Source organism: Ruegeria sp. AB9 (assembly GCF_056542585.1).
In genome coordinates, this window is sequence record NZ_JBQGAA010000001.1 from 549,910 (window position 1) to 573,684 (window position 23,775).

Sequence of the window (23,775 nt, forward strand, 5' to 3'; positions counted from 1 at the left end):
GGCGCGCCATGCTCGACCTGACATACGAAATGCCCAAACCCAAAACCATTGCCGGGGCCAAGCACGATTGGGAACTGGTAATTGGGATGGAGGTGCATGCGCAGGTCTCGTCCAATGCCAAGCTGTTTTCGGGCGCATCGACCCAATTCGGGGCCGAACCGAACTCGAACGTGGCCTTCGTGGACGCGGCGATGCCGGGAATGCTGCCGGTGATCAATGAATACTGCGTGGAACAGGCGGTGCGCACCGGGCTGGGCCTGAAGGCGGATATCAATTTGAAATCGGCTTTTGACCGCAAGAACTATTTCTACCCTGACCTGCCGCAGGGATACCAAATTTCCCAGCTCTACCACCCCATCGTGGGCGAGGGCGAAGTGCTGGTCGAAATGGGTGACGGCACCGCGCGCATGGTCCGCATCGAACGCATCCACATGGAACAGGACGCGGGCAAGTCGATCCACGACATGGACCCGCATATGTCCTTTGTCGACCTGAACCGGACCGGTGTCTGCCTGATGGAGATCGTCAGCCGCCCCGATATCCGTGGCCCCGAAGAAGCTGCGGCCTATATCGCCAAGCTGCGCCAAATCATGCGCTATTTGGGCACTTGCGACGGTAACATGCAGAACGGCAACCTGCGCGCGGATGTAAACGTCTCGATCTGTCTGCCGGGTGCTTATGAAAAGTATCAGGAAACACAGGACTTCTCTCATCTCGGCACACGTTGCGAGATCAAGAACATGAACTCGATGCGCTTTATCCAGCAGGCGATTGAGGTCGAAGCCCGCCGCCAGATCGCCATCGTCGAAGGTGGCGGTACTGTCGATCAGGAAACCCGCCTGTATGATCCGGACAAGGGCGAGACCCGCTCGATGCGGTCCAAGGAAGAAGCGCATGACTATCGCTATTTTCCCGACCCTGATCTGCTGCCGCTCGAAATCGAGCAGGCATGGGTCGATAACATCGCCGCCAAGCTGCCGGAACTTCCTGATGACAAAAAAGCACGTTTTATCAGTGAGTTCAGTCTGACCGACTATGACGCGTCGGTCCTGACGGCCGAGGTTGAGTCCGCCGCCTATTTCGAAGAGGTTGCCAAAGGCCGTAATGGCAAGCTGGCAGCGAACTGGGTGATCAACGAGTTGTTTGGGCGCCTGAAAAAAGAAGACCACGACATCACCGAGTCCCCCGTCTCACCGGCGCAGCTCGCAGGCATCATTGACCTGATCTCATCAGACGCCATCTCGGGCAAGATTGCCAAGGATCTGTTCGAAATCGTCTATACCGAAGGTGGCGACCCGGCGCAGATCGTCGAAGACCGTGGCATGAAACAGGTCACCGACACCGGCGCTATCGAAGCCGCCCTGGACGAGATCATCGCCGCAAACCCGGCGCAGGTCGAGAAGGCCAAGGTGAATCCGAAACTGGCAGGATGGTTCGTGGGCCAGGTCATGAAGGCGACCGGCGGCAAGGCAAATCCGAAGGCCGTCAACGAACTGGTCAGCAAGAAGCTGGGTTCGTAAACCTTTCGTTTTGTACAAGCCTGTCAGCAGCCAACGACGGGTTTGTACAATCCAAAACCTTATGAATTCTTAAGAATTGAGGTCAAGCCTTCGGCTTGACTTCCCCCTTGTTTGCGCTCTTTCTTCCGCTCCAGAGAGGTAAGGTATTATGCAAAACAGATTTGATCAGGAACTTGAAGACCGGCTGGTGCGCTATGCCGCCATCGACAGTCAAAGTGATGAGACGTCCCCCTCGACCCCGAGCACTCAGATCCAGTTCGACATGCTCAACCTGCTGCGCGATGAACTGGCCGGGATCGGCGCGCAGGACGTCAAAATGACAGGCGACAGCGTGGTGGTCGCCACCATTCCCGGAACGGCACCCGGGCCGACCGTGGGCTTTCTGGCCCATGTCGATACGGCCCCTCAGTTCAATGCAGCCGGCGTCAAGCCGCGGGTGATCAAGGGGTATAATGGTGGCGACATCACTTTCCCTGACAATCCGGATTTGGTTCTGTCCCCAGAAGAGAATCCCTATCTGGCCGAAAAGATCGGCCATGACCTGATCACCGCATCGGGCAAGACTCTGCTGGGTGCAGATGACAAGGCGGGTGTGTCGATCCTGATGACCATGGCGCGGCACCTGATCGAAAATCCGGATATTCCGCACGGGCCGATCCGCATCGCCTTTACCCCGGACGAAGAGATCGGGCGCGGTGTGACCGAACAACTGCCCAAAGATCTTGGTGCGGACTTCGCGTACACTCTGGACGGTCAGGAAGTTGGCGAGATCGAATACGAAAGCTTTTCAGCCGACCGTGCGGTGATCAGGATCGAAGGCGTTTCAATCCACCCCGGACTGGCCAAGGAAAAGATGGTAAATGCCACGCATCTGGCCGCCAAAATCGTGCAGACCCTGCCGCAGGCCACGATGACCCCCGAAGTGACGGATGGGCGTGACGGTTTCATCCATGTCACTGACATGAATGGCGGCTCGTCCGAGATGGAAATCAAACTGATCCTGCGCGATTTCGAACTGGATGGCCTAGAGGCTCAGCGCAACATTGTACGTCAGGTTTGCGCGGCCGTGCAGGCCACGGAACCGCGTGCGACCATCACCTGTGACATCAGCCACCAGTACCGCAACATGCGCTATTGGCTGGAAAACGACATGACACCTGTCGAGCTGGCGCGGGATGCCTGCCGCGAGTTGGGGATCGAGCCGCTTTCAGTGCCGATCAGAGGCGGCACGGATGGGTCACGCCTGACCGAATTCGGCACCCCCTGCCCCAACATCTTCACCGGGATGCAGTGCGTTCACGGTCCGTTGGAGTGGATTTCGGTGCAGGACATGGCGCTGGCGACGGAACTGTGCCTTTCGGTTGTGGCCAAGGCAGCACAGGCCGAAGGGAATAGTCAGGGCTGAAATCCGCCGGTTGGGCAACGGCCCTTTCACCCGGGGGTCAGCGTGTTAAGTTGGCGCGGAAACGCATTTAGGAACAGTTGATGCAGCGCTACGAATACAAGGTCATCCCCGCCCCGCAGAAAGGCGTCAAAACAAAAGGTGTGAAAACGGCCGAAGGTCGTTTTGCCACCTCGGTCGAGCAACTGCTGAATCAGATGGGCCAGGACGGCTGGGAATACCAGCGGGCTGAACTTCTGCCCAGCGAAGAACGCTCGGGCCTGACCGGATCGACCACGAACTGGCGCAATGTGCTGGTGTTCCGCCGCGTGGTGGCCGAGGAAGTTGATGTCTCGGAGGTCGGCAAAGTGCCTGAGACAAGTGACGCCCCCCTCGCCCAACCGATTCCGGGCCCCGATGAGGTGCGAGCGCCGAAGCCGATTGCAGTGGACGCAGATGAACCGCCCTTGTCGTTGAAGGGGAAGCATGTAATTTCGGAAGAGGCAGAAAAGTCATAAACGGTTCAGCAAAGGCTAATTACCTGGCCCCGCTGGTTCACTCACTCTCAGTTGATTCTAGAACAATCTTTAAACCTAATCCCAAGGCCACAACGTCGTCCGCAAAATCTGCATTCAAGATGGCGAATGGGCCTTTATCGATTGACACCAAAAGTTCTCCAATCTGACGTGTGCCCGGCGCGCTTGGAGGCGGGACAATTTCCTTTCGCCGCCAAAATCCAGGTGTTCGAACGCTACCTGACAATTGTGCGGTGTACGTGGCATCCATCGTGTTGTTTTTCCGTGAAGGGATAAAACCAAACCGGCTTGGACCGATTTGTGCCGAACCAAAACCACCAAAAAGGTCAATGTGTCCGCTTAGGGGTACAAAATGGACCCCAAAGGAACACCCTTCGATAGCAAGGGCCACTTCGAGATTCAGATTCTTACGAACCTTTCCCTTCTCAATTGCAGTTGATTGATAATGCTCCGGAGCATTCGTTCCCGCCGAGATCTGACCTATCTCGCTCAGGTTCGCCTGTGTTTCCAGGCGGACATATTGAAACCCTTCTCTGCAAGGCTCACTGCCAACTGCAGGTGGAACGGGAGTCAGTCGAGCAACAACGTATTTGGTCTGCCGGAAATCGACAAACCAAATACGTGCGGGTTCTGCATAGGCCCAAGCACTTATCGAGAACGTGAAGAAGGAAACCAGCCAACTGACGTGAAACGACATAGTTTTCAATTCGTTGCATCCGCATTGAGGACTTCGAAATATAGATAATGGCTCAGATTAACCGGTAAATCAGGTAGGTCTTTATTGATCCGAAATGGCACCTCACCCAAGTCAAAATCCGCTCGCATAGTTCCGTATTTTAACGTTTCAAACTCACCCGTTTTGTGGTTCCTTATGCGTCTGGTGTTTTCAGAATATGTTATGTTGAGATTTTCGTTTTTGTCTGGGCTCAGCGTACCTTGAAATTGAACCGAATAGTCGTGAACGTGCCCGGACAATGAGTAGTCAAGGCGCACGAATTCCGGATAACCGTAGAGTTCGCAAAGATAAAAAACTGTATGCAAACGCAAATCAGAAACAGCGGCAACCCGCGCCTTTGAGTAGTGTTTTTTGCTGAACCTCGAGGGAAGCTTACGTTGCTCTGCTTGAGGGGTCACCTGATTTCCGCGGCGTACGACGACAGGTTTCCTTTTGCCTGAAGTTCCGTCGAACGGTGTCAAATCGTTTCCATAGAGGTCAACGTCAAACTCAACTTCAGTTTTTGCTGGTCGCATAGCGTTTGGGCAATCAAACGCGGCTTCTGCATCCAAAATCTCGAGCGGTGCAGATACGAGATCGGTAAAAAGCGTTAGGCCTGCTTTTGATGATTGCGCTGCGACCTGTATTGCCGCCAGCGATGCGCAGGAAACTGCAATAGCGCAAACAGGAGCTATTCTTTTCAAGCTTATAAATTCCTAAAATGATCAGTCGTCGATTTTATGGTTAGCAGTGCGTCAATCGTCAACCAACGAAGTCAAGCCTATCGCTTTGGCACCATGCCCTCCGGCCTCTGGGCACGTCACAACCTGAACGTGAACCATGCCTGCAAAGGCAATAAAAGATACACCCTCGGAAAATCTGTGGCATGTTAACCGGACAACCGGAAAGGGACATCGAAATGGCTATTCGGCAGACACAGGGGCGGACGCGCCTGTACGACAACATCCTCGACACAGTTGGTGACACACCGTGCATCCGGGTCAACCGGATCGCGCCGGACCATGTTACCGTCTATGTAAAGTTCGAGGCCTTCAACCCAGCCGGTTCTGTCAAGGACAGGTTGGCCTTGAACATCATCGAAGCTGCAGAACGTGACGGGCGACTGAAGCCCGGCCAAACCATTGTCGAAGCAACTTCCGGCAATACCGGGATCGGGCTGGCCATGGTCTGCGCGGCCAAGGGCTATCCGCTGGTTGTGACGATGGCCGAAAGCTTCTCGGTGGAGCGGCGCAAACTGATGCGCTTTCTGGGGGCCAAAGTAGTTTTGACTCCCAAAGAGCAGAAGGGGTTTGGCATGTACACCAAGGCCAAGGAATTGGCCGAGGAAAACGGTTGGTTCCTTGCCAGCCAGTTCGAAACCTCTGCTAATGCCGATATTCACGAGAATACAACCGCGCGGGAAATCCTTGCCGATTTCGATGGGAAACGGCTGGACTATTGGGTGACGGGCTACGGAACCGGCGGCACCGTTTCAGGCGTGTCTCGAGTATTGCGGAAAGAGCGGCCCGAAACACAGATCATCCTGACCGAACCGGCAAATGCGGCCATCGTTTCATCGGGCTACGTCAACACCCGCAACGGCGACCATCAGCCGACGGAAAGCCACCCCAATTTCGAGCCGCATCCGATTCAGGGATGGACACCGGATTTCATCCCATGGGTGTTGCAGGAAGCGATCGACAAATCCTATTACGATGAGCTGATCCCCATTTCCGGTCCGGAAGGGATCGAATGGTCGCGCCGACTAGCCTCAGAAGAGGGGATTTTCACAGGAATTTCGGGTGGATCGACCTTTGCGGTGGCTATGAAAATCGCGGAAACCGCGCCGAAAGGGTCCGTTATGCTGGTCATGCTGCCGGACACGGGCGAGCGCTACCTGTCGACCCCATTGTTCGAGGGAATCGAAGAAGGAATGACGGAAGAAGAGTACGCAATCTCGTCATCTACGCCGTCTGCACAGATGAACGCGGACTGACACGCAATGGAATTCAGGTTCCGATATCCAGTGCCAGTGCATGGATCCGGGGCACGATGTCGCCCAGCGCCTTGTGCACGGCGCGGTGGCAGGCGACACGGGATTGGCCCTCGAATGCTCTGGCACGGATACGGACGCTGAAGTGGCTTTCGCCGCCGTCCTGATAGCCAGCATGGCCGCGATGGCTTTCACTGTCGTCGATCACTTCAAGCTCGCGCGGATCAAAGGCGGCTTGCAGGCGGGTTCGGATATCGTCGGTCACGCTCATTTTTTCGCTCAGCGGCAAAAAATTTACCGCTCCCCTCTTCTACTTTCGGCTGCTTAGATTAAACTGCTGCCTCCGAGTCGAAAAGATGCGTTCGTGAGGATGAGAGCATGGCGAAATCAGACCCCTTCGGATTCGATATGTCCGTTTCCAGCGCCAAGAAAAAGAACCCGCGCGGGCGCCGGGGCATGTCGGGTGCGTCCGAGACCTCGGTCCGGATTTGTGATCATGAGGGATGCAACGAGCCGGGTAAGTTCCGTGCCCCCAAAGCGCCCGATGTCTTGGATGATTTCTTCTGGTTCTGCCAACAGCACGTGCGCGAGTATAACCAGAAATGGAACTTCTTTGACGGCACCACCGAGGCTGAGTTGAACGCGCAGCGGTCGAAAGACAAGGTATGGGAGCGTGAAACCAAGCCCATGGGCGATCCCGAAGCCCGTGCGTGGGCCCGTTTGGGCATCGAGGACCCGCATCAGGTGCTGGGTGCCAACAGCACGCAGAACAAAGGCCGCACCTCGGGTGGTGGCGGACGTCGCCTGCCGCCGACCGAACGTCGTGCGATCGAAATTCTTGAGGCAAACGACAGTTGGACCAAGGCTGAGGTCCGCAAAGCATACAAGAAACTGATCAAAGTTCTGCACCCGGATATGAATGGTGGCGACCGCAGCCAGGAAGAGCAGCTACAGGAAGTTGTCTGGGCCTGGGATCAGATCAAGGACAGCCGGAACTTCAAGTAAGGGCTCTGCTTTACTTTTGCGGCGTGCTGCAGCTGAATGGCTGAGGGCCGCGAATGACACAACCTGATACAACTGCGCAAATTCCGTATGGAAACCTGTTTCAATCCCCGTGAAAGTGGTGGAGGATCGGGACAGGAATTTCCAGGGATCAGTTTCGTTGCGCACGTCCATTTGCCTGTTGCTCGTCTCACTAAGCGGGTTAATCGCTGCCAGTTTTTATCCGACTGATGCGGATTGGCGGTTTCTTCTGGCTTTACTGTGCGTGGTGGCCAGCGCGATCCTTCTGATCCGCGCTTGGTCCAGATGGCGCAGAGCCAACACATGGATCATCGTGGATGGCTCGAACGTCATGCACTGGAAAGACGGCACGCCGGATCTGAGCGCGTTGCAGCACGTTATTGTGACTTTGAAGAAAGCCGGATTCAAACCGGGCGTCGTGTTTGATGCGAATGCCGGGTATAAACTCGAAGGTCATTACATGAGCGACCGGGCGTTGAGCCGCGCTTTGGGCTTGCGGGCCAAACGGGTGATGGTCGCCCCCAAAGGGACACCGGCAGACCCGCTGATTCTGCAAGCAGCGCGGGACAGCAGCGCACGCATCGTTACAAACGACAGGTTTCGGGATTGGGTTGACGAGTTTCCGGATGTGTTGCAAGCGGATCGCCTTGTGAAAGGTGGCTTTCGCAAAGACGAGCTTTGGTTTTCGCTATAGGCAAATGCGCCTGATCACGGGCTGAAAAGGGTGAGCCAAGCACGAATCTGTTCAGGATTCTGTGTTTCAACATGAACAGTCGTGACCGGGAGCGGGCGCCTGTCGAGACCTGGCGCGCGCCGTCCGTTCGCGTCGGCCATCAGGCCCAAAACCCGTTTCACGCATTCAGTGACATGTGAAACGAGACATTTGTGTTTTGTTTCACCCTGAGAAAAAGAAGACCCAAGTTAAGGATGATCAAAAAAACTCGGAGTCTTCGTCTGTGAAAGAGATACTGTAATCATCATAGCGTGCAGGGTATTCTCTCGTGAAATTTCGAAAGACCACCTCCTGCTGTTCGATTTCATTTTCGGTGCCGGGGATTTCAACTTCAGCTTCCACCTCAAACGGATAGGAGTCTTCCTGATCTGTTTCCCGGGTAATTTTGTAGCCCATGGTTTCGAGCCTGGCAGCAACCTTATCGGCGTCATTGGCATGCCGAAAAGCTAAGTAGAACGTAAAAGTTATTGGTTTGGACAGATCCAGTCCCTGATCCGCAGCCGAGGCCAACATTTGTGCATTGCTCGGCTTAAAGAACCGATCGACAACCCTTGTGTGAATATCCGACAAGATGGATTTCATCAGTTCGCGCCCTCTACCTTGGTCGTACATAACACTAAGCAGACGGTTTCTCATTCTTCAACTCTTGTCGACGCTGTCCAGCTGTTTGAAATACCTGCCGGTTGAAATCCCATGACTGGCTCCAGCAGGCAGGACTCCTTTGCGCTGGCGCGCCTGGTCGTCCTCACTCTGTTACAAACACTTGTTACGGCCTGTCCCATGGGCCGTGACCTGCGCCCATATCTGAATATGACCTGCCAACGGAAATCGATATGGACCCCCTGATCTACAACGTTCATGCAATTGCTCTTCTGGTTGCCTGTGGTTCGGCCCTGTTGCTGGGCGGATACCTTTCCCTCAACCTCCGCCTGCCGCGGCTTGGCCTGTGGCCAAGCGCCAGCGGGTGGAGGCATCACACAGCGTTCGGTTTGTTCCGGCTGTTCTGCGGTGCCACGATCGCCTTCGCCCTGTTTGAAGTTTGGGTGAATGGCTGGGGTCATTGGCTCCGATATGCGATTGGCGTGCCGATCATGGTCATATCGTTTGGCATAACGCTTTGGGGCTATCGCTTTCTGGGGCTGGACAACACCTATTGCGAAAGCGACGGGTTGGTTACCGGCGGCATGTACGCTTATTCACGCAATCCGCAATACGTGACTTCGGTTCTGGCCACGGTGGGGCTGGGCATTGCCAGCGGATCCTGGGCTACTCTGGCGCTGGCGGCGGCGCTGTTCGTGATCTATTTTCTGTTCGTTCTGAACGAGGAGCGTTGGCTGTTGCAGGGTTATGGTCGCGCCTTTCAGGACTATATGCAGTCGACCCCTCGATTTGTTGATGAACGCAGCCTGATCCGCGTGCGTGACGCTATTCTGGAATGACCTGCCCCGCACGGCGATAGGGCCAGATTGAAAGAAAAGCCTGCTCACCTTTCGGCGCGCACCGCTTTCCCTTGCCCTTGCCCGCAATATGTTGCACCACACACGGGTTCAAACCCGGAGAACGGGGCAGAGGATAAGGACAACGCGCATGGCTGACGGATCGATCGATATCAACGCAAAACCCACCGAAGACATCTCGGTCCGTGACGTGTTTGGCATTGACAGTGACATGGCGGTCAAGGGCTTTGCCGAGCGCAGCGACCGCGTGCCTGCCATCGACCCGACCTACAAGTTCGACCCGGAAACCACGCTGGCGATTCTGGCAGGGTTTTCCCATAACCGCCGCGTCATGATCCAAGGCTATCACGGCACGGGTAAATCGACCCATATCGAACAGGTTGCAGCCCGCCTGAACTGGCCTGCCGTGCGCGTGAACCTGGACAGCCACATCAGCCGGATCGACCTGATCGGCAAAGACGCGATTAAACTGCGCGACGGCAAGCAGGTGACCGAATTCCACGAAGGCATCCTGCCCTGGGCCCTGCGCAACCCGGTTGCCATCGTGTTCGACGAATATGATGCGGGCCGTGCCGACGTGATGTTCGTGATCCAGCGCGTGCTGGAGCATGACGGTAAGCTGACGCTTCTGGACCAGAATGAGATCATCACGCCGAACCCGAACTTCCGTCTGTTTGCCACCGCGAATACCGTTGGTCTGGGCGATACAACTGGTCTGTATCACGGCACGCAGCAGATCAACCAGGCGCAGATGGACCGCTGGTCGCTGGTCTCGACCCTGAACTATCTGAGCCACGATGCCGAGACGATGATCGTGCTGTCGAAGGCCCCGCATTACAACACCGCCGAGGGTCGCAAAACCGTCAGCCAGATGGTCACTGTCGCCGACCTGACCCGGACCGCCTTCATGAACGGCGATCTGTCCACGGTGATGAGCCCGCGGACCGTGATCAACTGGGCGCAAAACGCCGAGATTTTCCGCAATGTGGGCTATGCCTTCCGCCTGTCGTTCCTGAACAAATGCGACGAGCTGGAGCGTCAGACCGTGGCCGAATTCTATCAGCGCTGCTTCGACGAGGAATTGCCGGAAAGCGCTGCGAGTGCGACCCTGGGATAAGCACCCGAATTGCGCCCATTCCGGGCGCAATGCCTCCGGCGGGGATATTTTTGGCCAGATGAAGTCAGATCCGTTACAGTTTTCCGCGCCGGGCAGGTCATTTTGATGAGGGCTTAAGGACATGGCACAGAAGAACGACAACCCTGCCGATCCGTTCAAGAAGGCCTTGGCCGAAGCCACCAAGGTCATGGCCGATGACCCTGAGTTGTCGGTAACCTACACGGTCGACCCTTCTGGCATGTCCGGCGAGTCGATGCGGTTGCCGCAGGTTTCACGCCGGATGACGCGAGAGGAAGTGTTGTTGGCGCGGGGAACTGCGGATGCTTTGGCGTTGCAGCGGAAATACCATGACGACGCGACCCATGCCCGTTATGCGCCTCCGGGTGACATGGCACGGGATCTCTATGAAGCGATGGAGACCGCGCGCTGCGAGGCGATGGGCGCACGCGATATGCCCGGCACGGCCAGCAACATCGACGTCAAGATCGGGCATGAGGCGATCCGGCGTGGCTATGACCAGTGCAAGCAGCCTGCTGATGCACCTCTATCGGTCGCGGCCGGCTATCTGATCCGGCATCTGGCCACCGGGCGCGATCTGCCCCCCGCCGCAGAAAACATCATGAACCTGTGGCGTGGGTTCATAGAGGAGCAAGCTGGTGGGACGTTGGAGAATTTGGACGAGATTCTCTCAGACCAGGCGGAATTCGCCAAATTTGCCCGCCAGGTAATCAAGGATCTTGGCTACGGCGACCAGTTGGGGGATGACCCCGATGAACTGGACGACGAGCAGGAAGATCAGGCCGAAGAAGACGCCGAAGAACAGCCCGATCCCGACAGCACCGGTCAGGATGATCAGGACGAACAGGACGCGGATGCGACCCCTGAGCAAACTCAGGAAGAGCAGCAGGATCAATCTCAGGCCCAGATCTCGATGGACGAAATGGCCGAGGATGAGATGGGCGATGAGGCGGAGATGCCGGATGGTGAGGCGCCGCTGGAACCACCTGCCCCGCCGCCAGCGTCCGAGGCTGACCCGGATTACAAGATCTTTCTGGACACCCATGACGAAGAGATCGCCGCCGAGGATCTGGCGGAACCTGCCGAGCTGGAACGGCTGCGCGCCTATCTGGATCAGCAACTGGAGCCTTTGAAAGGGGCGGTATCGCGGCTGGCCAACAAATTGCAGCGCCGCCTGCAGGCGCAGCAAAACCGCAGCTGGGAGTTCGACCGCGAGGAAGGCATTCTGGACGCGGGCCGTCTGGCGCGTGTGGTGGCCAATCCGACCACGCCGCTGAGCTTTAAGGTCGAAAAAGATACCGAGTTCCGCGATACCGTTGTGACGCTGTTGCTGGATAATTCGGGGTCGATGCGGGGGCGTCCGATTTCGATCGCGGCCATCTGTGCCGATGTTCTGGCGCGGACACTGGAACGCTGCAATGTGAAAGTCGAGATTCTGGGCTTTACCACACGGGCGTGGAAAGGTGGTCAGGCGCGTGAGGCGTGGCTGAACGACGGTCGCCCGCAGCAACCCGGGCGTCTGAACGATCTACGCCACATCATCTATAAAGGAGCCGATGCCCCTTGGCGTCGCGCGCGGCCCAATCTGGGCCTGATGATGAAAGAGGGCCTGCTGAAGGAGAACATCGACGGCGAGGCGTTGGAATGGGCGCACCGGCGGATGCTGGCACGGCGCGAGCAGCGCAAGATTCTGATGGTGATTTCGGATGGCGCACCGGTCGATGATTCAACGCTGAGCGTGAACCCGGCCAACTATCTTGAAAAACACCTGCGTGACGTGATCGCGATGGTGGAAAAACGCAAAATTGTCGAGCTGCTGGCCATCGGGATCGGTCACGACGTGACCCGGTATTATGACCGGGCCGTGACCATTACCGATGTAGAGCAACTGGCCGGTGCGATGACCGAACAACTGGCGGCCCTGTTCGACAGTGACCCAAGGGCGCGCGCGCGCGTAATGGGAATGAAGAAGGTCGGCTGAGGCCGACCTTGTCTCTGGCGGGAGTATTTACCCAAAAGATGAGGCATTTGGCGTAACTGAATGCCAGTCTGTTCAGGTCGGATGATCCCGTCTGGACATTTTCTACAATGCGCCTCAGGTTCACGCACAAATGTAGTGAATGAGGCCGCGTATGTTCCAATCCTTCGAAGAAACCGCTCGCCCGGAACAGGGGCCGCCGCGGCTGGCCGCATTGCGGGAGCAAATGGTGCAAGAAGGGTTGGACGGGTTTCTGGTCCCGCGCGCGGATGCGCATCAGGGAGAGTATGTTGCGCCCCGCGATGAGCGACTGGCCTGGACGACCGGGTTTACGGGCTCAGCCGGGTTTTGCGCCGTCTTGCGGGACGTAGCGGGGGTATTTGTCGACGGGCGGTATCGCACTCAGGTCAAGGATCAGGTTGCAGAAGATTTCACCCCTGTTCCATGGCCAGAGGTCAGCCTGAGCACCTGGCTGAAAGAGCAGTTACCCAATGGGGGCAAGATCGGGTTCGATCCATGGCTGCATGCGGCGGGACAGATTTCCAGCACCATGGAGGATCTGGAAGGATCGGGCATCAATCTGGTGCGGTGTGAAAACCTTGTTGACCGGATCTGGGAAGATCAGCCTGCCCCTCCGATGAATCCGGTCAAGGCGCATTCGATTGAGTTTGCCGGGGAAAGTGCGGACAGCAAGATTACCCGTCTGGCCGAAGACCTCCGGCGGGCCGGGCGCGCGGCCGCTGTGATCACTCTGCCGGATTCGATCATGTGGCTGTTGAACATCCGGGGATCGGATATTGCCTATAACCCGGTGGCCCACGGCTTTGCGATCCTTCACGCAGTTGGTCAGGTCGATCTGTTCATGGCGACAGCGAAACTTGCTGGGGTGCGGGATCATCTGAGCACTCAGGTGGCCTTACATGCACCAGAGGACTTTCTGGACGTGGTCACGGCCCTGGACGGTCCGGTGCAGGTGGACGCCGCGTCGGTGCCTCAGATTGTAGCGGATGCTCTGGGCGATGCGATGACGGATGGCGGCGACCCCTGCGCCTTGCCCAAAGCCTGCAAGAACACAGCTGAAATTGCGGGCAGCGCCGAGGCGCATTTGCGCGATGCGGTAGCGGTCATAGAGACGTTGTGCTGGCTGGACGAACAGGGCGCAGGCAACGTGACCGAGACGGTGGTTGTCACCCGGCTGGAAGAAAACCGCCGCAAAGACAAGGCGCTGCAGGATATCTCATTCGACACCATCGCCGGGACGGGTCCGAACGGTGCGATCATGCATTATCGCGTGACCGAAATTACCGACAGCCGGTTGGAAAACGGCCATATGCTGGTTCTGGACAGTGGGGGGCAGTATCTGGACGGCACCACCGACATTACGCGGACCGTTGCCATCGGTGGCGTTGGCGCAGAGGAAAAAACCTGCTTCACCCGCGTGTTGAAAGGCATGATTGCCATGTCGAAGCTGCGTTGGCCTGCGGGCCTTGCCGGACGGGACATCGAATGCGTGGCCCGCGCGCCGCTTTGGTCGGCAGGGCAGGATTTCAACCATGGGGTCGGGCATGGTGTCGGAGCTTATCTGAGCGTGCATGAAGGGCCGCAACGCCTATCAAAGATCAGCCATGTGCCGCTGCAACCCGGCATGATTCTGTCGAACGAACCCGGGTATTACCGCGAAGGTGCCTTTGGCATCCGCATCGAAAACCTTGTCGTCGTAGAAGAAGCGCCTTCACTGCCCGGTGGTGATACCGAGCGCGCGATGCTGAACTGGCGGACTCTGACCTTTGTGCCGATTGACCGCAGGCTGATCATGGTCGATATGTTGACGCCTGACGAACGCGACTGGCTGAATGCCTATCACCGCGACGTTGCGGAAAAAATCCGCCCAAGGCTGGGACATGACGCGCAACTGTGGTTGGATGCCGCAACTGCGCCAATCTGACATCGGCTTGTTACATAGAACGGGCAGAGGAGAGGCCCAAATACGACGACGGAAGGAATTGGAATGACTGAGATCACGATCCGAAAAGCGCCGGGCAAATGGAGTGTCCGCTCGGGCGGTGCGATTCTGGGCGAAACGAATAACGCGCTGGAACTGCATGAAGGTGACAAGGATCCGGTGATCTATTTCCCGCGCAACGATATCGCGATGGCGTTTCTGGATCGAACCGACAAGGTGACCCACTGCCCCGGAAAAGGCGACGCGACGCATTTTTCCATCGTCAACAAGTCATCCGTGACCGACAATGCGGTCTGGAGCTATGAGGACCCGATTCAGGCGGTTGCCGAGATTAAGGGTCATCTGGCATTTTATCCGGTCGAGTCGGTGAAGGTGGAGCAGATTTAACACCTGCATTTCCCAGCGGCTAAGAAGATCAGGCTCCGGTTCCCACGTCCACCTCACGCAGCTGTGGTATGCAAGTGAGCGGCATTTGCGGCACACTTCTTCCGGGTATCACCGGAGGCTTCCATGTCAATTTCACGTCGCGGTTTTGCAGGGATGATCGGAGCTGGTGCGCTTGCACCCGGCACACTGTGGGCGCAGCAGGATCCGATTCTGGAGGCGTTGCGCAGCACATTGAGCGGGCGTCGGACCGCGTTCGAGACGCAAATGGCGTACCTGAAGGATCGCGGCCGGCCGGATGTTGTGGCCGGGTTGCTGACGGCGATGCGTTATGCTGACAGGCGGCGGGATGAGATCGTCGAGGTAATGAAGGCTTTGACTGGGCAGCGCTATGGCAATGACTGGTTCGAGTGGATGCTGTGGCAGGAGCGGAACCCGCAGATTGTCCCTCACCCCGCGCTGATCCCGTTCAAGCGGGAGGTTCTGCTGGGCATCGACCCGAATTTCGACCTTTTCCTGCGGCCCGAATATCTGCAACGCGACAGAATGAAGATCCGCCTGGAAGAGATCACGTGGGGCGGCGTGTACAAGGATGGCATTCCGTCGTTGGACAATCCCACCCTGATCTCCCCGTCGAACGCCGGGTATCTGAAGGGCGACGATCTGGTGTTTGGCGTAGCCATCAACGGGGATGAACGTGCCTATCCGCTTCGGATCATGGGGTGGCACGAGATGTTCAACGAGGTGATCGGCGGTGTACCGGTGGCGCTGGCCTATTGCACGCTTTGCGGGTCGGGCATCCTGTTTGAAACACAGGTGACGGGGCGGCGGAAACCTTTGATATTCGGTTCGTCCGGCTTCCTCTATCGGTCGAACAAGCTGATGTTTGACCGCGAGACGCATACGCTTTGGAACCAGTATACGGGCAAACCCGTTGTGGGGCCTCTGGTGGACAGCGGCATCGAGCTGAAGCAGCGACCTGTAGTGATTACGACATGGGACAGCTGGAAGACCTCACATCCCAAAACCCGTGTTTTGTCACTGAACACCGGGCATCGGCGCAATTACGGGTCTGGTGTTGTTTACCGGGACTATTTCGCCTCGAGTGAGTTGATGTTTCCGGCTGAGGTAGATCAATCCCGACATCGGCAAAAGGACTACATTTTTGCGGTTCGCCAGTTTGGCGCTGCGCGGGCCTGGCCGCTGGGTGCGTTCAAGGGCAAGCCGGTGATCAACGACGCTATCGGGCAGGTACCTCTGGTTCTGATTGGCGATCCTAAAGAGCGCAGCGTGCGTGCGTATGAGCGAAAATCATATCAGTTTCAGGCGACGCAAAACGGGTTGCAGGATAGCGCAGGGAACAGTTGGACCGTTACCGAAGAAGCTTTGATTGGTCCGGATGGGGCGCGACTACCGCGGGTCGCCGGGCATATCTCGTACTGGTTTGCCTGGGACAATTATCTGGGGGACGCAGCCAGCGTGTATGGCGGATAAGCGTCAGGAGTGTTCTTCAGCGGCCGTTGCCGCAAGCGCCCGGTTATACGCCTTGAGCGCGTCGACGTGATAGAGCGCGCCGACTGGGGTTTCGGACCCGTCTTTTTCCAGAATGATAACCGGAATGCAGGGGATGTCGTCACGGTCGAAATAGGGCATAGCGGCTTCCAGCGTGGCACTGGCCTGAATACACAGGCCCTGTTCGATCAGCCCCAGTGCATCTTCCTTCGTGATTGACCGCTGATCTCCAAGCGGGCGCATCACGGCCCCGGCACGTAGCATTGCCAGCAAATAGGCCTGCGGCCCTGCGGCCAGGTGGACATCACGTCGTTCCAGCTGAGTCAGGAAGAAAGACCGGTCTACCAGGCGCGAGGCCAGCGCTGTGGACATGGATACTGTCACCATAACAGCAAGGCCGATCTGCCAGTCTCCGGTCAGTTCAAAGACGATCAATGTGGTCGAGATGGGCGCCCCAAGCACAGCCGCAGCCACGGCACCCATACCGGCAAAAGCATAGAGGGTGTGCGTGCCCGACACGTCCGGCAGCAACCCGGTGGCGATCAGCCCGAATGCCAACCCGGTCAGTGCACCGACCATCAAAGAAGGCGAGAAAACACCGCCGCCCATGCGCCCACCCATGGTGATGGCAACCGCTACCGTTTTGGTCACCGCAAACAGAATTGCCGTTGTCAGAACCAGATCGCCGGTCAAAGCGCGGGTCGTAGTTTCATACCCAACGCCGATGATATGCGGGAACCAGATCGCCATCAGCCCCAGCATCGCCCCGGATACCGCCGGACGCAGCCAGCCCGGGATGGACAGGCGGTTCTGGATATGGCTGCCAATATCCTCGGCAAAAAAGATCGACCGCATCAGCAGCAGGGCGACAAAGCCACAGATCAGACCAAGGATCAGGAAGGCCGGAAGTTCGACATAGAATTGCAGCGATCCCGGTGTCTCCAAAGTGAACTCGGTGACGTCGCCATATTCCAGACGGTTGATCACCGTTCCGGCGACCGAGGCGATGACGATCGGGGCAAAGGCATGAACGGCGAAATGGCGCAGCACGACCTCAAGCGCAAACAAAGCCCCGGCGATGGGCGCGTTAAAGCTGGCTGATACCGCGGCTGCAACCGCGCAGCCCAGCAGGTCGCGGCCCGTGATCCCATCCGCGTGGATGCGGTTGCTGACCCATGTGGATATGACCCCGGCCATATGCACCACGGGGCCTTCGCGACCCGTTGACCCACCCGAACTGAGCGTGATCAGCGAGGCAAAAAACGAAGCGATGCCCGCCTTGACCTCAACCCGCCCGTCGGTGATGGCCGAACCTTCGATCACATCGGCAACCGACCTGACGCGCCCGTCATTGGTGAACCGGTTCAGAATCACGCCGACAATCAGTCCGCCGATGATGGGAATGATCAGAACCATGAACCACGGCAGTTTCTCGGCGTGGCTGTGCAACAACAGGATGTCGTCGGTGTCGTACAGATAGGCCTGCAATGCACTGATGGCCTTTCGGAAACCAAGCGCCATGAAACCCGCTGCGATCCCGATAGCCAGTGCGATGAACCAGAATTGGATCTGGCTTGGTCCCCGGCGCAACATCACCCGCCACGCATCTTTGATCGCGGCCAGAGCCTGATTGAACTGGTTGCGCAGAACGGTGCGGGTCGATTGGGTCATTGGCCCTCGGGGATCATCACTTAACCCTTAGTAAGCCACGGAGCGCCCATATAAAAGTGAGATAGCGACAGTGTGAGCACCAATTCACGCCATCGCCGCGTCAGGCCTGCAACAGAGCCCGGGCGGCGGCACGGGCTTCTTCGGTGATGGTATCGCCCGCCACCATGCGCGCGATCTCGTCCACCCGGTCCGGTTCGGCCAGAGGGACAACGGTGGACAGGGTTTGACCGTTCGCGACCTGTTTCTGCACCCGCCAGTGATGCGCTGCCCGCGCGGCAACTTGCGGAGAGTGAGTGACAATCAGAACCTGTCCGCCTTGCGCCAGTGACGCCAGCCTGCGCCCGACCGCATCAGCAGTGGCGCCACCGACACCCCGGTCAATCTCGTCAAAGATCATCGTGCGGGCGCTGTCATCACCTGACAGGCAGACCTTGAGAGCCAACAGGAAGCGGCTGAGTTCACCCCCCGAGGCGATCTTGTTCAGCGGCCCCGCCGGGGCACCGGGGTTGGTGGCCACAGTGAAAGCCACCGCGTCAGTGCCTTCGGGGCCCGGCTCAGCCGGTGTGATTTCCGTCTGGAACACGGCGCGTTCCATCTTGAGCGGGGCCAGTTCCGCCATGACGGCCGCATCAAGCTGCCCGGCGGCGGCTTTCCGGGCAGCGCCGAGGTCGGCTGCGGCGGCGTCATAGGCCCGCTGTGCCGCGTCCACGGCTGCGCGCTTGTCCGTCAGATCTGCATCGCCCGCTTCCAGCTGGTTCAACCGGTTGCGCAATGTGTCGGCAAACATGCCCAGATCATCCGGCGCTATGTCATGTTTGCGGGCCTGCGCGCGGATGGCGAACAGGCGTTCTTCGACCTGTTCCAGTTCTGCCGGGTTGAAGTCCAGCGCCTGAAGGCAGGCGTTGACGCCGTCTTGCGCCTCGCCCAGTTCGATCATCGCACGCCCAAGCGCGGCAATCGGATCTTCCAACTGGCCGCCTGCGTTGTCAGAGACGCCTTCCAGCCAACGGATGGCGTCGGACATGGCCCCTTCCGCCCCGTCCCCGGACAACAGGGCAAAGGCACGCGCAACATCGTCACGGATACGCTCGGCCCCTTGCATCATGCGGCGGCGGGCATCCAGTTCGGCATCTTCGCCCGGCTGCGGATCAAGTTGATCCAGTTCGGAAACCGCGTGGCGCAGGAATTCTTCTTCGCTGCGGACAGCGGCCAGTGCGGCCTCGGTCTCAGCCAGTGCTTTGCGGGTGCGGGACATGTCAGTCCAGGCCGTGCGCACCTTGGCCAGATGGTCCGAGACCCCGGCGAAGTCGTCCAGCATCGCCCGATGGCCGCGCGGATTCAGCAGACCACGATCATCGTGCTGACCATGCAGCTCGATCAGGGTTTCGGACAGCACACGCAGCACTTCACCCGAGCAGCGGCGATCATTGACCCAGGCGGTCTTGCGCCCCTCGGCAGTGTTGACACGACGCAGGATCAGTTCCTCGCCACCCGGAAGGCCAGCTTCGGCAAGAATCGCGTGCGCGGGGTGATCGGCGGAGAGTTCGAACTCGGCAACAACCTCGCCCTGCGCAGCACCCTGCCGTACCAGTTCGGCCCGGCCACGCCAGCCCAACACGAAGCCCAGCGAATCCAGAAGGATAGACTTGCCCGCGCCGGTTTCACCGGTCAACGCGTTCAGGCCCGGCTGAAAGCTCAGTTCCAGCCGGTCGATGATCAGCATGTCGCGGATATCAAGGGCGCGCAGCATCAGGTCTTCAGCGTCCCGGACCAGAGGCCATGGCGATTACAACCATTCACCTTTGATGGTCTGACGATAGATCGTGCTGAGCCAGTTGTTGCCACGGCTCTTGAGGTCGAGGCCGCGAGAGGTCAGCAGCTTGTACGCATCGTCATACCATTCCGTGGATTGGTAGTTGTAGCCCAGGATGGCACCTGCGGATTGCGCTTCGTCCAGCAGGCCCAGAGACAGATAGGCCTCGACCAGACGATACAGTGCTTCGGCAGTGTGGGACGTGGTCTGGAAGTCTTCGACCACAACGCGGAAGCGGTTGATGGCCGCGATATAGTGATCCTGACGCAGGTAATAACGCCCGATCTCCATTTCCTTGCCCGCCAGATGATCGAAGGCCAGATCGAATTTCAGAACCGCCGATGTGGCGTACTCGCTGTCAGGATAGACCTCAATCACGGTCCGCAGAGATTGCAGCGCCTGGAAGGTCAGGCCCTGATCGCGTCCAACTTCGTCAATCTGATCATAATAGCTGAGCGCCAGCAGATACTGCGCATAAGCCGCGTCTTCATCCGTGGGATAGAAGTCAATATAGCGCTGCGCCGCCGCACGGCTTTCTTCATAGTTCTGGTCCGAATGGAACGAAAACGCCTGCATGATCAGCGCACGTTTGGCCCAGTCAGAATACGGATACAGACGTTCGACTTCCGAGAAATACCACGCCGCATCGTCCGACCGATTCTGCGACAGTTCGTATTCACCACGGGTGTAAATCTGTTCCGGCGTAAACCCTTCAAGGTTCTGGTCCCGGTCCGCGCCTTTGCTGCTAAAAAGGCCGCCCCCGTTACCGCATGCCGCCAAAACTGCTGTCAGAAGAATCGCGCTTGCGAATCTGACTGCCGCTTTGCTGCCAACCATACCGCCCATCCTTGTCGTCTTGCTAAATGGGGTTTGCCCCGAATTGAGCCATGGTCTAGCACAGAAAATTCCGGTGCAAAACGCCTTATGCGACTTCTGGCGCAAATGTCGTCAGAGTTGATCGGATCAGGCGACTTCGGGAATTTCGTTCACAACCAGCCCCTGCCCCGGCAGGCGCGCGGCCTGTTCCGGCGTGCACAGAACCGGACGCACCGCACCCGGCGTTTCGAACAGATTGCGCAGCAGCGTGTTGGTCAGAGAATGGCCAGACTTGTTTCCGGTGAAGTGGCCCAAAATCGGTCCACCCGCGAGATAGAGATCCCCCAGCGCATCCAGCATCTTGTGGCGCACGGCCTCGTCCACACGGCGGAACCCGCCCGGTGTCAGAACTTCGACGCCCTGAACGACCACCGCATTTTCAAGCGTGCCGCCCAATGCCAGCCCGTTTTCACGCATCGCTTCGACATCTGTACGTCGGCAGAACGTACGACAATCACTGAGTTCGCGCGCAAACGAACCGTTGCGCATGTCCAGTGTTTTGCTCTGGCTACCTATGGCACTGTCTTCAAAATCGATGTGAAAGTCGATGATCAGCCCATCAGCAGGTGCGATGCTCGCACTGGCACCTTCGCGCGACGCGGTGACAGGTTTCAACACCTCATAGGCCAGAACCGGGCTGGCCTGACGGCGCACGCCTCTGGCCATGATCCCACGCACGAAGTCAATCGAAGAGCCGTCCATGATCGGAACCTCGGGACCGTCGATCTCGATCAGCGCATTATGCACGCCACATCCGGCCAGAGCAGCCATGATGTGTTCGATGGTGGAAACCGAGACACCGGCGTCATTCACCAGCCGCGTGCACAGCGGGGTCCGTTCGACCACATGATAGATCGCCGGGATCATCGCATCGCCCAGATGAATATCCGTCCGCTTGAACCAGATCCCGTGACCAGCTGCCGCCGGTTTCAGGACCATGGTCGCCGGTTTGCCGCTGTGGAGCCCGACGCCTGTAAACGTGACCGGAGATTTGAGCGTATGTTGCAAAATGGGCCTCGGTGAGTGGTGTCCAGCCTGCTGGGGCTGTGTTGGACACTCAGTTAAGGAAGCCCGCGTCAAGGCTCAACTCACTCTTTGCAACCGAATGAAACATCTATGTAACAGATCGGCAAAACCCTGCTTACATTCCCGCAAGCCGCTGTAAACAAATAATAAAGGGCCGCCAAATGGCAGCCCTTAAGGTGGATTTTGTTACCGCGATCAGTTGGCTTGGCGACGCAGGAAGGCCGGAATTTCGATGCGATCCTGATCCGGATCAGCCTCATCCTGCATCGGTGCGGTGGCCTCGGACTGGCGCAAAACGGGCTGCTGACGCGCCGGTTGCGCCGGTGTATCAGGCGCGTGGCCTGTCATCCGGTCGATCAGACGATTGAAGCCAAAACGCGAGCGTTCCTCCGTTTCTGGCTGTGAAACAGCCTCGGGCTGGCGGGGTGCTGCGGGGCGTTGCGGTGCCGAGGGAACCTTCTGAACGGCGGCCTGCAAGCGCTGGAGCGCTTCTGGCGACGGGGTGCCAGCAGCATGTCCACGCGGCGCCACGAATGCTTCGGGCGCAGGCTCAACATGCTCGGGCTGCGGTTCGAATTCAGCCACACGCGGTTGGTAAGCTGGCGGCGGCAGGCCGTCATCCTCACGCTCGTCACGCGGCTGGAACTGCGGTTGCGCGGGTTCTTCAGCGGCTTCGAACAGTGAAGGTTCGCGGTTTTCTTCCGCCTGCGGTGCGAGTTCTGCCACGTCAGCAGCGACCGGCGCTTCTTCCTGAACATGCTCTTCGGCCGAGACCGTGCGAGTCAGCGGCTCGGACATAGAGCGGCGCGCCACCGGGATGTCTGTGGTTTTCTCGCTGGCATCGATACCGGTCGCAACAACCGATACGCGCATTCCGCCTTCCATAACCGTATCCAGTGTCGAACCGACGATGATGTTCGCCTCGGGGTCCACTTCCTCGCGGATGCGGTTGGCGGCCTCGTCCAGTTCGAACAGGGTCAGGTCATGCGAGCCAGTGATGTTGATCAATACACCTTTGGCACCCTTGAGGCTGATTTCGTCCAGCAGCGGGTTGGCGATGGCCTTTTCTGCTGCCTGGATGGCACGGTCCTCACCGGTTGCTTCACCGGTGCCCATCATCGCCTTGCCCATCTCGTCCATCACAGCGCGAACATCGGCAAAGTCGAGGTTGATCAGGCCCGGGCGCACCATCAGGTCGGTCACGCCTTTGACGCCCTGATACAGAACGTCGTCGGCCATCGAGAACGCTTCGGTGAACGTGGTTTTTTCGTTAGCCAGACGGAACAGGTTCTGGTTCGGAATAATGATCAGCGTGTCGACAACTTGTTGCAGCGCTTCAACACCATCTTCGGCCTGACGCATCCGCTTGGCACCTTCGAACTGGAAGGGCTTGGTGACCACGCCAACGGTCAGAACACCCAGCTCACGAGCGGCCTGCGCGATAATCGGAGCAGCACCCGTACCGGTGCCACCACCCATGCCAGCAGTGATGAAACACATATGTGCACCGGCTAGGTGATCCACGATCTGTTCGATGCTTTCTTCGGCAGCAGCCGCACCCACGGTCGGACGGGCCCCTGCGCCCAGACCTTCGGTGACTTTTACACCCAACTGCACTCGCGCCGAGGACTGGCTTTGCTGCAGCGCCTGCGCGTCGGTGTTGGCGACCACGAAATCTACGCCGTCCAACTGTTTTTCAATCATGTTGTTGACAGCGTTTCCGCCTGCACCGCCAACGCCAAATACCGTAATCCGAGGCTTCAGTTCGTCTTGCCCGGGCATCGAAAGATTCAATGTCATGCTCTGTCCGCCTGTATTTATGTCCCGCCAAAGCGGTGTTTTTCTTACCTATCCTTGTCTGATTCTAGCGGCCTGATGCGAAAAGGTCACGTCAAAAATCGCGTTTTCCCACAAAATATGGAGGAAATAAGGCACGAACCGGCGGCATTTCGCAGGCTCTGCCAGATATAGCGGAAACAACGGCGACCATCACAAGACAGCCGGTTTAAACGCGAAGACACATCCGTTCATCACGCTTTGATCGACTGTCATTTACACT

At 58.0% G+C, this 23,775-nt stretch carries 21 protein-coding genes; 12 read left to right on the plus strand and 9 right to left on the minus strand.

Annotation, left to right across the window (positions count from 1 at the left end):
* The first annotated feature begins 8 nt into the window (after positions 1 to 8).
* From gatB to ACR0K5_RS02820, 3 genes are all read left to right on the plus strand, one after another.
* Complete coding sequence (gatB, locus tag ACR0K5_RS02810; protein WP_480628215.1) at positions 9 to 1,520, plus strand: Asp-tRNA(Asn)/Glu-tRNA(Gln) amidotransferase subunit GatB; 1,512 nt, start codon at positions 9 to 11, stop codon at positions 1,518 to 1,520.
* Positions 1,521 to 1,668: 148 nt separating this feature from the next.
* On the plus strand, positions 1,669 to 2,925 hold the full coding sequence (gene pepT, locus ACR0K5_RS02815; RefSeq protein WP_480628216.1) for a peptidase T: 1,257 nt from the start codon (positions 1,669 to 1,671) through the stop codon (positions 2,923 to 2,925).
* Positions 2,926 to 3,005: 80 nt separating this feature from the next.
* Complete coding sequence (locus ACR0K5_RS02820) at positions 3,006 to 3,419, plus strand: DUF4177 domain-containing protein (RefSeq protein ID WP_480628217.1); 414 nt, start codon at positions 3,006 to 3,008, stop codon at positions 3,417 to 3,419.
* Positions 3,420 to 3,456: 37 nt separating this feature from the next.
* Here the strand turns inward: ACR0K5_RS02820 and ACR0K5_RS02825 are convergent, their stop codons facing one another.
* Together ACR0K5_RS02825 and ACR0K5_RS02830 are read right to left on the minus strand one after the other, a co-directional pair.
* The gene (locus ACR0K5_RS02825) at positions 3,457 to 4,143 is read right to left on the minus strand and encodes a hypothetical protein (RefSeq protein ID WP_480628218.1); all 687 of its coding nucleotides are present in this window, start codon (positions 4,141 to 4,143) and stop codon (positions 3,457 to 3,459) included.
* Positions 4,140 to 4,856, minus strand: coding sequence for a hypothetical protein (locus ACR0K5_RS02830; RefSeq protein WP_480628219.1), 717 nt, complete (start codon positions 4,854 to 4,856; stop codon positions 4,140 to 4,142). Before ACR0K5_RS02830 ends, ACR0K5_RS02825 begins: the two co-directional genes overlap by 4 nt.
* A gap of 215 nt (positions 4,857 to 5,071) precedes the next feature.
* On the opposite strand from ACR0K5_RS02830, the gene cysK reads away from it, so the two are divergent.
* Positions 5,072 to 6,148: a cysteine synthase A gene (gene cysK, locus ACR0K5_RS02835; protein ID WP_480628220.1), complete on the plus strand. Its 1,077-nt coding sequence runs from the start codon at positions 5,072 to 5,074 to the stop codon at positions 6,146 to 6,148.
* Positions 6,149 to 6,161: 13 nt separating this feature from the next.
* On the opposite strand, the gene ACR0K5_RS02840 is transcribed toward cysK, so the two are convergent.
* Positions 6,162 to 6,416, minus strand: a complete 255-nt coding sequence (locus ACR0K5_RS02840; RefSeq protein ID WP_480628221.1) for a BolA family protein — start codon at positions 6,414 to 6,416, stop codon at positions 6,162 to 6,164.
* A gap of 107 nt (positions 6,417 to 6,523) precedes the next feature.
* Here ACR0K5_RS02840 and ACR0K5_RS02845 point away from each other — a divergent pair, with 107 nt between their 5' ends.
* Together ACR0K5_RS02845 and ACR0K5_RS02850 are read left to right on the plus strand one after the other, a co-directional pair.
* Positions 6,524 to 7,150, plus strand: coding sequence for a J domain-containing protein (locus ACR0K5_RS02845; protein WP_480628222.1), 627 nt, complete (start codon positions 6,524 to 6,526; stop codon positions 7,148 to 7,150).
* 157 nt (positions 7,151 to 7,307) lie between these two features.
* Positions 7,308 to 7,862: an NYN domain-containing protein gene (locus tag ACR0K5_RS02850; protein WP_480628223.1), complete on the plus strand. Its 555-nt coding sequence runs from the start codon at positions 7,308 to 7,310 to the stop codon at positions 7,860 to 7,862.
* 237 nt (positions 7,863 to 8,099) lie between these two features.
* On the opposite strand, the gene ACR0K5_RS02855 is transcribed toward ACR0K5_RS02850, so the two are convergent.
* Positions 8,100 to 8,537: a ribonuclease E inhibitor RraB gene (locus tag ACR0K5_RS02855; RefSeq protein ID WP_480628224.1), complete on the minus strand. Its 438-nt coding sequence runs from the start codon at positions 8,535 to 8,537 to the stop codon at positions 8,100 to 8,102.
* Between the two features lie 197 nt (positions 8,538 to 8,734).
* On the opposite strand from ACR0K5_RS02855, the gene ACR0K5_RS02860 reads away from it, so the two are divergent.
* The 6 genes from ACR0K5_RS02860 (at position 8,735) to ACR0K5_RS02885 (ending at position 16,312) form a co-directional block, all read left to right on the plus strand.
* The gene (locus ACR0K5_RS02860) at positions 8,735 to 9,340 is read left to right on the plus strand and encodes a methyltransferase family protein (RefSeq protein ID WP_480628225.1); all 606 of its coding nucleotides are present in this window, start codon (positions 8,735 to 8,737) and stop codon (positions 9,338 to 9,340) included.
* Positions 9,341 to 9,488: 148 nt separating this feature from the next.
* Entirely contained in the window at positions 9,489 to 10,475 is a 987-nt protein-coding gene (cobS, locus tag ACR0K5_RS02865) for a cobaltochelatase subunit CobS (protein ID WP_480628226.1), read from the plus strand.
* A gap of 121 nt (positions 10,476 to 10,596) precedes the next feature.
* Positions 10,597 to 12,474 carry a cobaltochelatase subunit CobT gene (gene cobT / locus ACR0K5_RS02870; RefSeq protein ID WP_480628227.1) on the plus strand — a complete coding sequence of 626 codons (1,878 nt, stop codon included), beginning with the start codon at positions 10,597 to 10,599 and terminating at the stop codon, positions 12,472 to 12,474.
* 151 nt (positions 12,475 to 12,625) lie between these two features.
* Complete coding sequence (locus ACR0K5_RS02875; RefSeq protein ID WP_480628228.1) at positions 12,626 to 14,416, plus strand: aminopeptidase P family protein; 1,791 nt, start codon at positions 12,626 to 12,628, stop codon at positions 14,414 to 14,416.
* A gap of 63 nt (positions 14,417 to 14,479) precedes the next feature.
* Positions 14,480 to 14,821, plus strand: a complete 342-nt coding sequence (locus ACR0K5_RS02880; RefSeq protein WP_480628229.1) for a DUF427 domain-containing protein — start codon at positions 14,480 to 14,482, stop codon at positions 14,819 to 14,821.
* A 123-nt stretch (positions 14,822 to 14,944) separates the two neighbouring features.
* Entirely contained in the window at positions 14,945 to 16,312 is a 1,368-nt protein-coding gene (locus tag ACR0K5_RS02885; RefSeq protein ID WP_480628230.1) for a DUF3179 domain-containing protein, read from the plus strand.
* A gap of 3 nt (positions 16,313 to 16,315) precedes the next feature.
* Here the strand turns inward: ACR0K5_RS02885 and ACR0K5_RS02890 are convergent, their stop codons facing one another.
* The 5 genes from ACR0K5_RS02890 to ftsZ all read right to left on the minus strand — a co-directional run bounded on the left by ACR0K5_RS02890 (position 16,316) and on the right by ftsZ (position 23,516).
* Positions 16,316 to 18,001 (minus strand): chloride channel protein, encoded by a 1,686-nt coding sequence (locus ACR0K5_RS02890; RefSeq protein WP_480628231.1) that lies wholly within the window; start codon positions 17,999 to 18,001, stop codon positions 16,316 to 16,318.
* A 100-nt stretch (positions 18,002 to 18,101) separates the two neighbouring features.
* Complete coding sequence (recN, locus tag ACR0K5_RS02895) at positions 18,102 to 19,751, minus strand: DNA repair protein RecN (protein WP_480628232.1); 1,650 nt, start codon at positions 19,749 to 19,751, stop codon at positions 18,102 to 18,104.
* A 36-nt stretch (positions 19,752 to 19,787) separates the two neighbouring features.
* Positions 19,788 to 20,651: an outer membrane protein assembly factor BamD gene (locus tag ACR0K5_RS02900; protein WP_480628233.1), complete on the minus strand. Its 864-nt coding sequence runs from the start codon at positions 20,649 to 20,651 to the stop codon at positions 19,788 to 19,790.
* A gap of 126 nt (positions 20,652 to 20,777) precedes the next feature.
* A complete protein-coding gene (gene lpxC / locus ACR0K5_RS02905) occupies positions 20,778 to 21,698 on the minus strand; it encodes a UDP-3-O-acyl-N-acetylglucosamine deacetylase (RefSeq protein ID WP_480628234.1) in 921 nt (306 codons plus the stop codon).
* A 213-nt stretch (positions 21,699 to 21,911) separates the two neighbouring features.
* Positions 21,912 to 23,516: a cell division protein FtsZ gene (gene ftsZ, locus ACR0K5_RS02910; protein ID WP_480628235.1), complete on the minus strand. Its 1,605-nt coding sequence runs from the start codon at positions 23,514 to 23,516 to the stop codon at positions 21,912 to 21,914.
* Between the last annotated feature and the right edge of the window lie 259 nt (positions 23,517 to 23,775).

Excerpts from the sequence above, each read along its gene's own strand:
- gatB (WP_480628215.1), top strand. The coding sequence starts at position 9 with ATGCTCGACCTGACATACGAAATGCCCAAACCCAAAACCATTGCCGGG.
- pepT (WP_480628216.1), top strand. The coding sequence starts at position 1,669 with ATGCAAAACAGATTTGATCAGGAACTTGAAGACCGGCTGGTGCGCTAT.
- ACR0K5_RS02820 (WP_480628217.1), top strand. The coding sequence starts at position 3,006 with ATGCAGCGCTACGAATACAAGGTCATCCCCGCCCCGCAGAAAGGCGTC.
- cysK (WP_480628220.1), top strand. The coding sequence starts at position 5,072 with ATGGCTATTCGGCAGACACAGGGGCGGACGCGCCTGTACGACAACATC.
- ACR0K5_RS02840 (WP_480628221.1), bottom strand. The coding sequence starts at position 6,416 with ATGAGCGTGACCGACGATATCCGAACCCGCCTGCAAGCCGCCTTTGAT.
- ACR0K5_RS02845 (WP_480628222.1), top strand. The coding sequence starts at position 6,524 with ATGGCGAAATCAGACCCCTTCGGATTCGATATGTCCGTTTCCAGCGCC.
- ACR0K5_RS02855 (WP_480628224.1), bottom strand. The coding sequence starts at position 8,537 with ATGAGAAACCGTCTGCTTAGTGTTATGTACGACCAAGGTAGAGGGCGC.
- ACR0K5_RS02860 (WP_480628225.1), top strand. The coding sequence starts at position 8,735 with ATGGACCCCCTGATCTACAACGTTCATGCAATTGCTCTTCTGGTTGCC.
- cobS (WP_480628226.1), top strand. The coding sequence starts at position 9,489 with ATGGCTGACGGATCGATCGATATCAACGCAAAACCCACCGAAGACATC.
- cobT (WP_480628227.1), top strand. The coding sequence starts at position 10,597 with ATGGCACAGAAGAACGACAACCCTGCCGATCCGTTCAAGAAGGCCTTG.
- ACR0K5_RS02875 (WP_480628228.1), top strand. The coding sequence starts at position 12,626 with ATGTTCCAATCCTTCGAAGAAACCGCTCGCCCGGAACAGGGGCCGCCG.
- ACR0K5_RS02880 (WP_480628229.1), top strand. The coding sequence starts at position 14,480 with ATGACTGAGATCACGATCCGAAAAGCGCCGGGCAAATGGAGTGTCCGC.
- ACR0K5_RS02885 (WP_480628230.1), top strand. The coding sequence starts at position 14,945 with ATGTCAATTTCACGTCGCGGTTTTGCAGGGATGATCGGAGCTGGTGCG.
- ACR0K5_RS02890 (WP_480628231.1), bottom strand. The coding sequence starts at position 18,001 with ATGACCCAATCGACCCGCACCGTTCTGCGCAACCAGTTCAATCAGGCT.
- recN (WP_480628232.1), bottom strand. The coding sequence starts at position 19,751 with ATGCTGCGCGCCCTTGATATCCGCGACATGCTGATCATCGACCGGCTG.
- ACR0K5_RS02900 (WP_480628233.1), bottom strand. The coding sequence starts at position 20,651 with ATGGTTGGCAGCAAAGCGGCAGTCAGATTCGCAAGCGCGATTCTTCTG.
- ftsZ (WP_480628235.1), bottom strand. The coding sequence starts at position 23,516 with ATGACATTGAATCTTTCGATGCCCGGGCAAGACGAACTGAAGCCTCGG.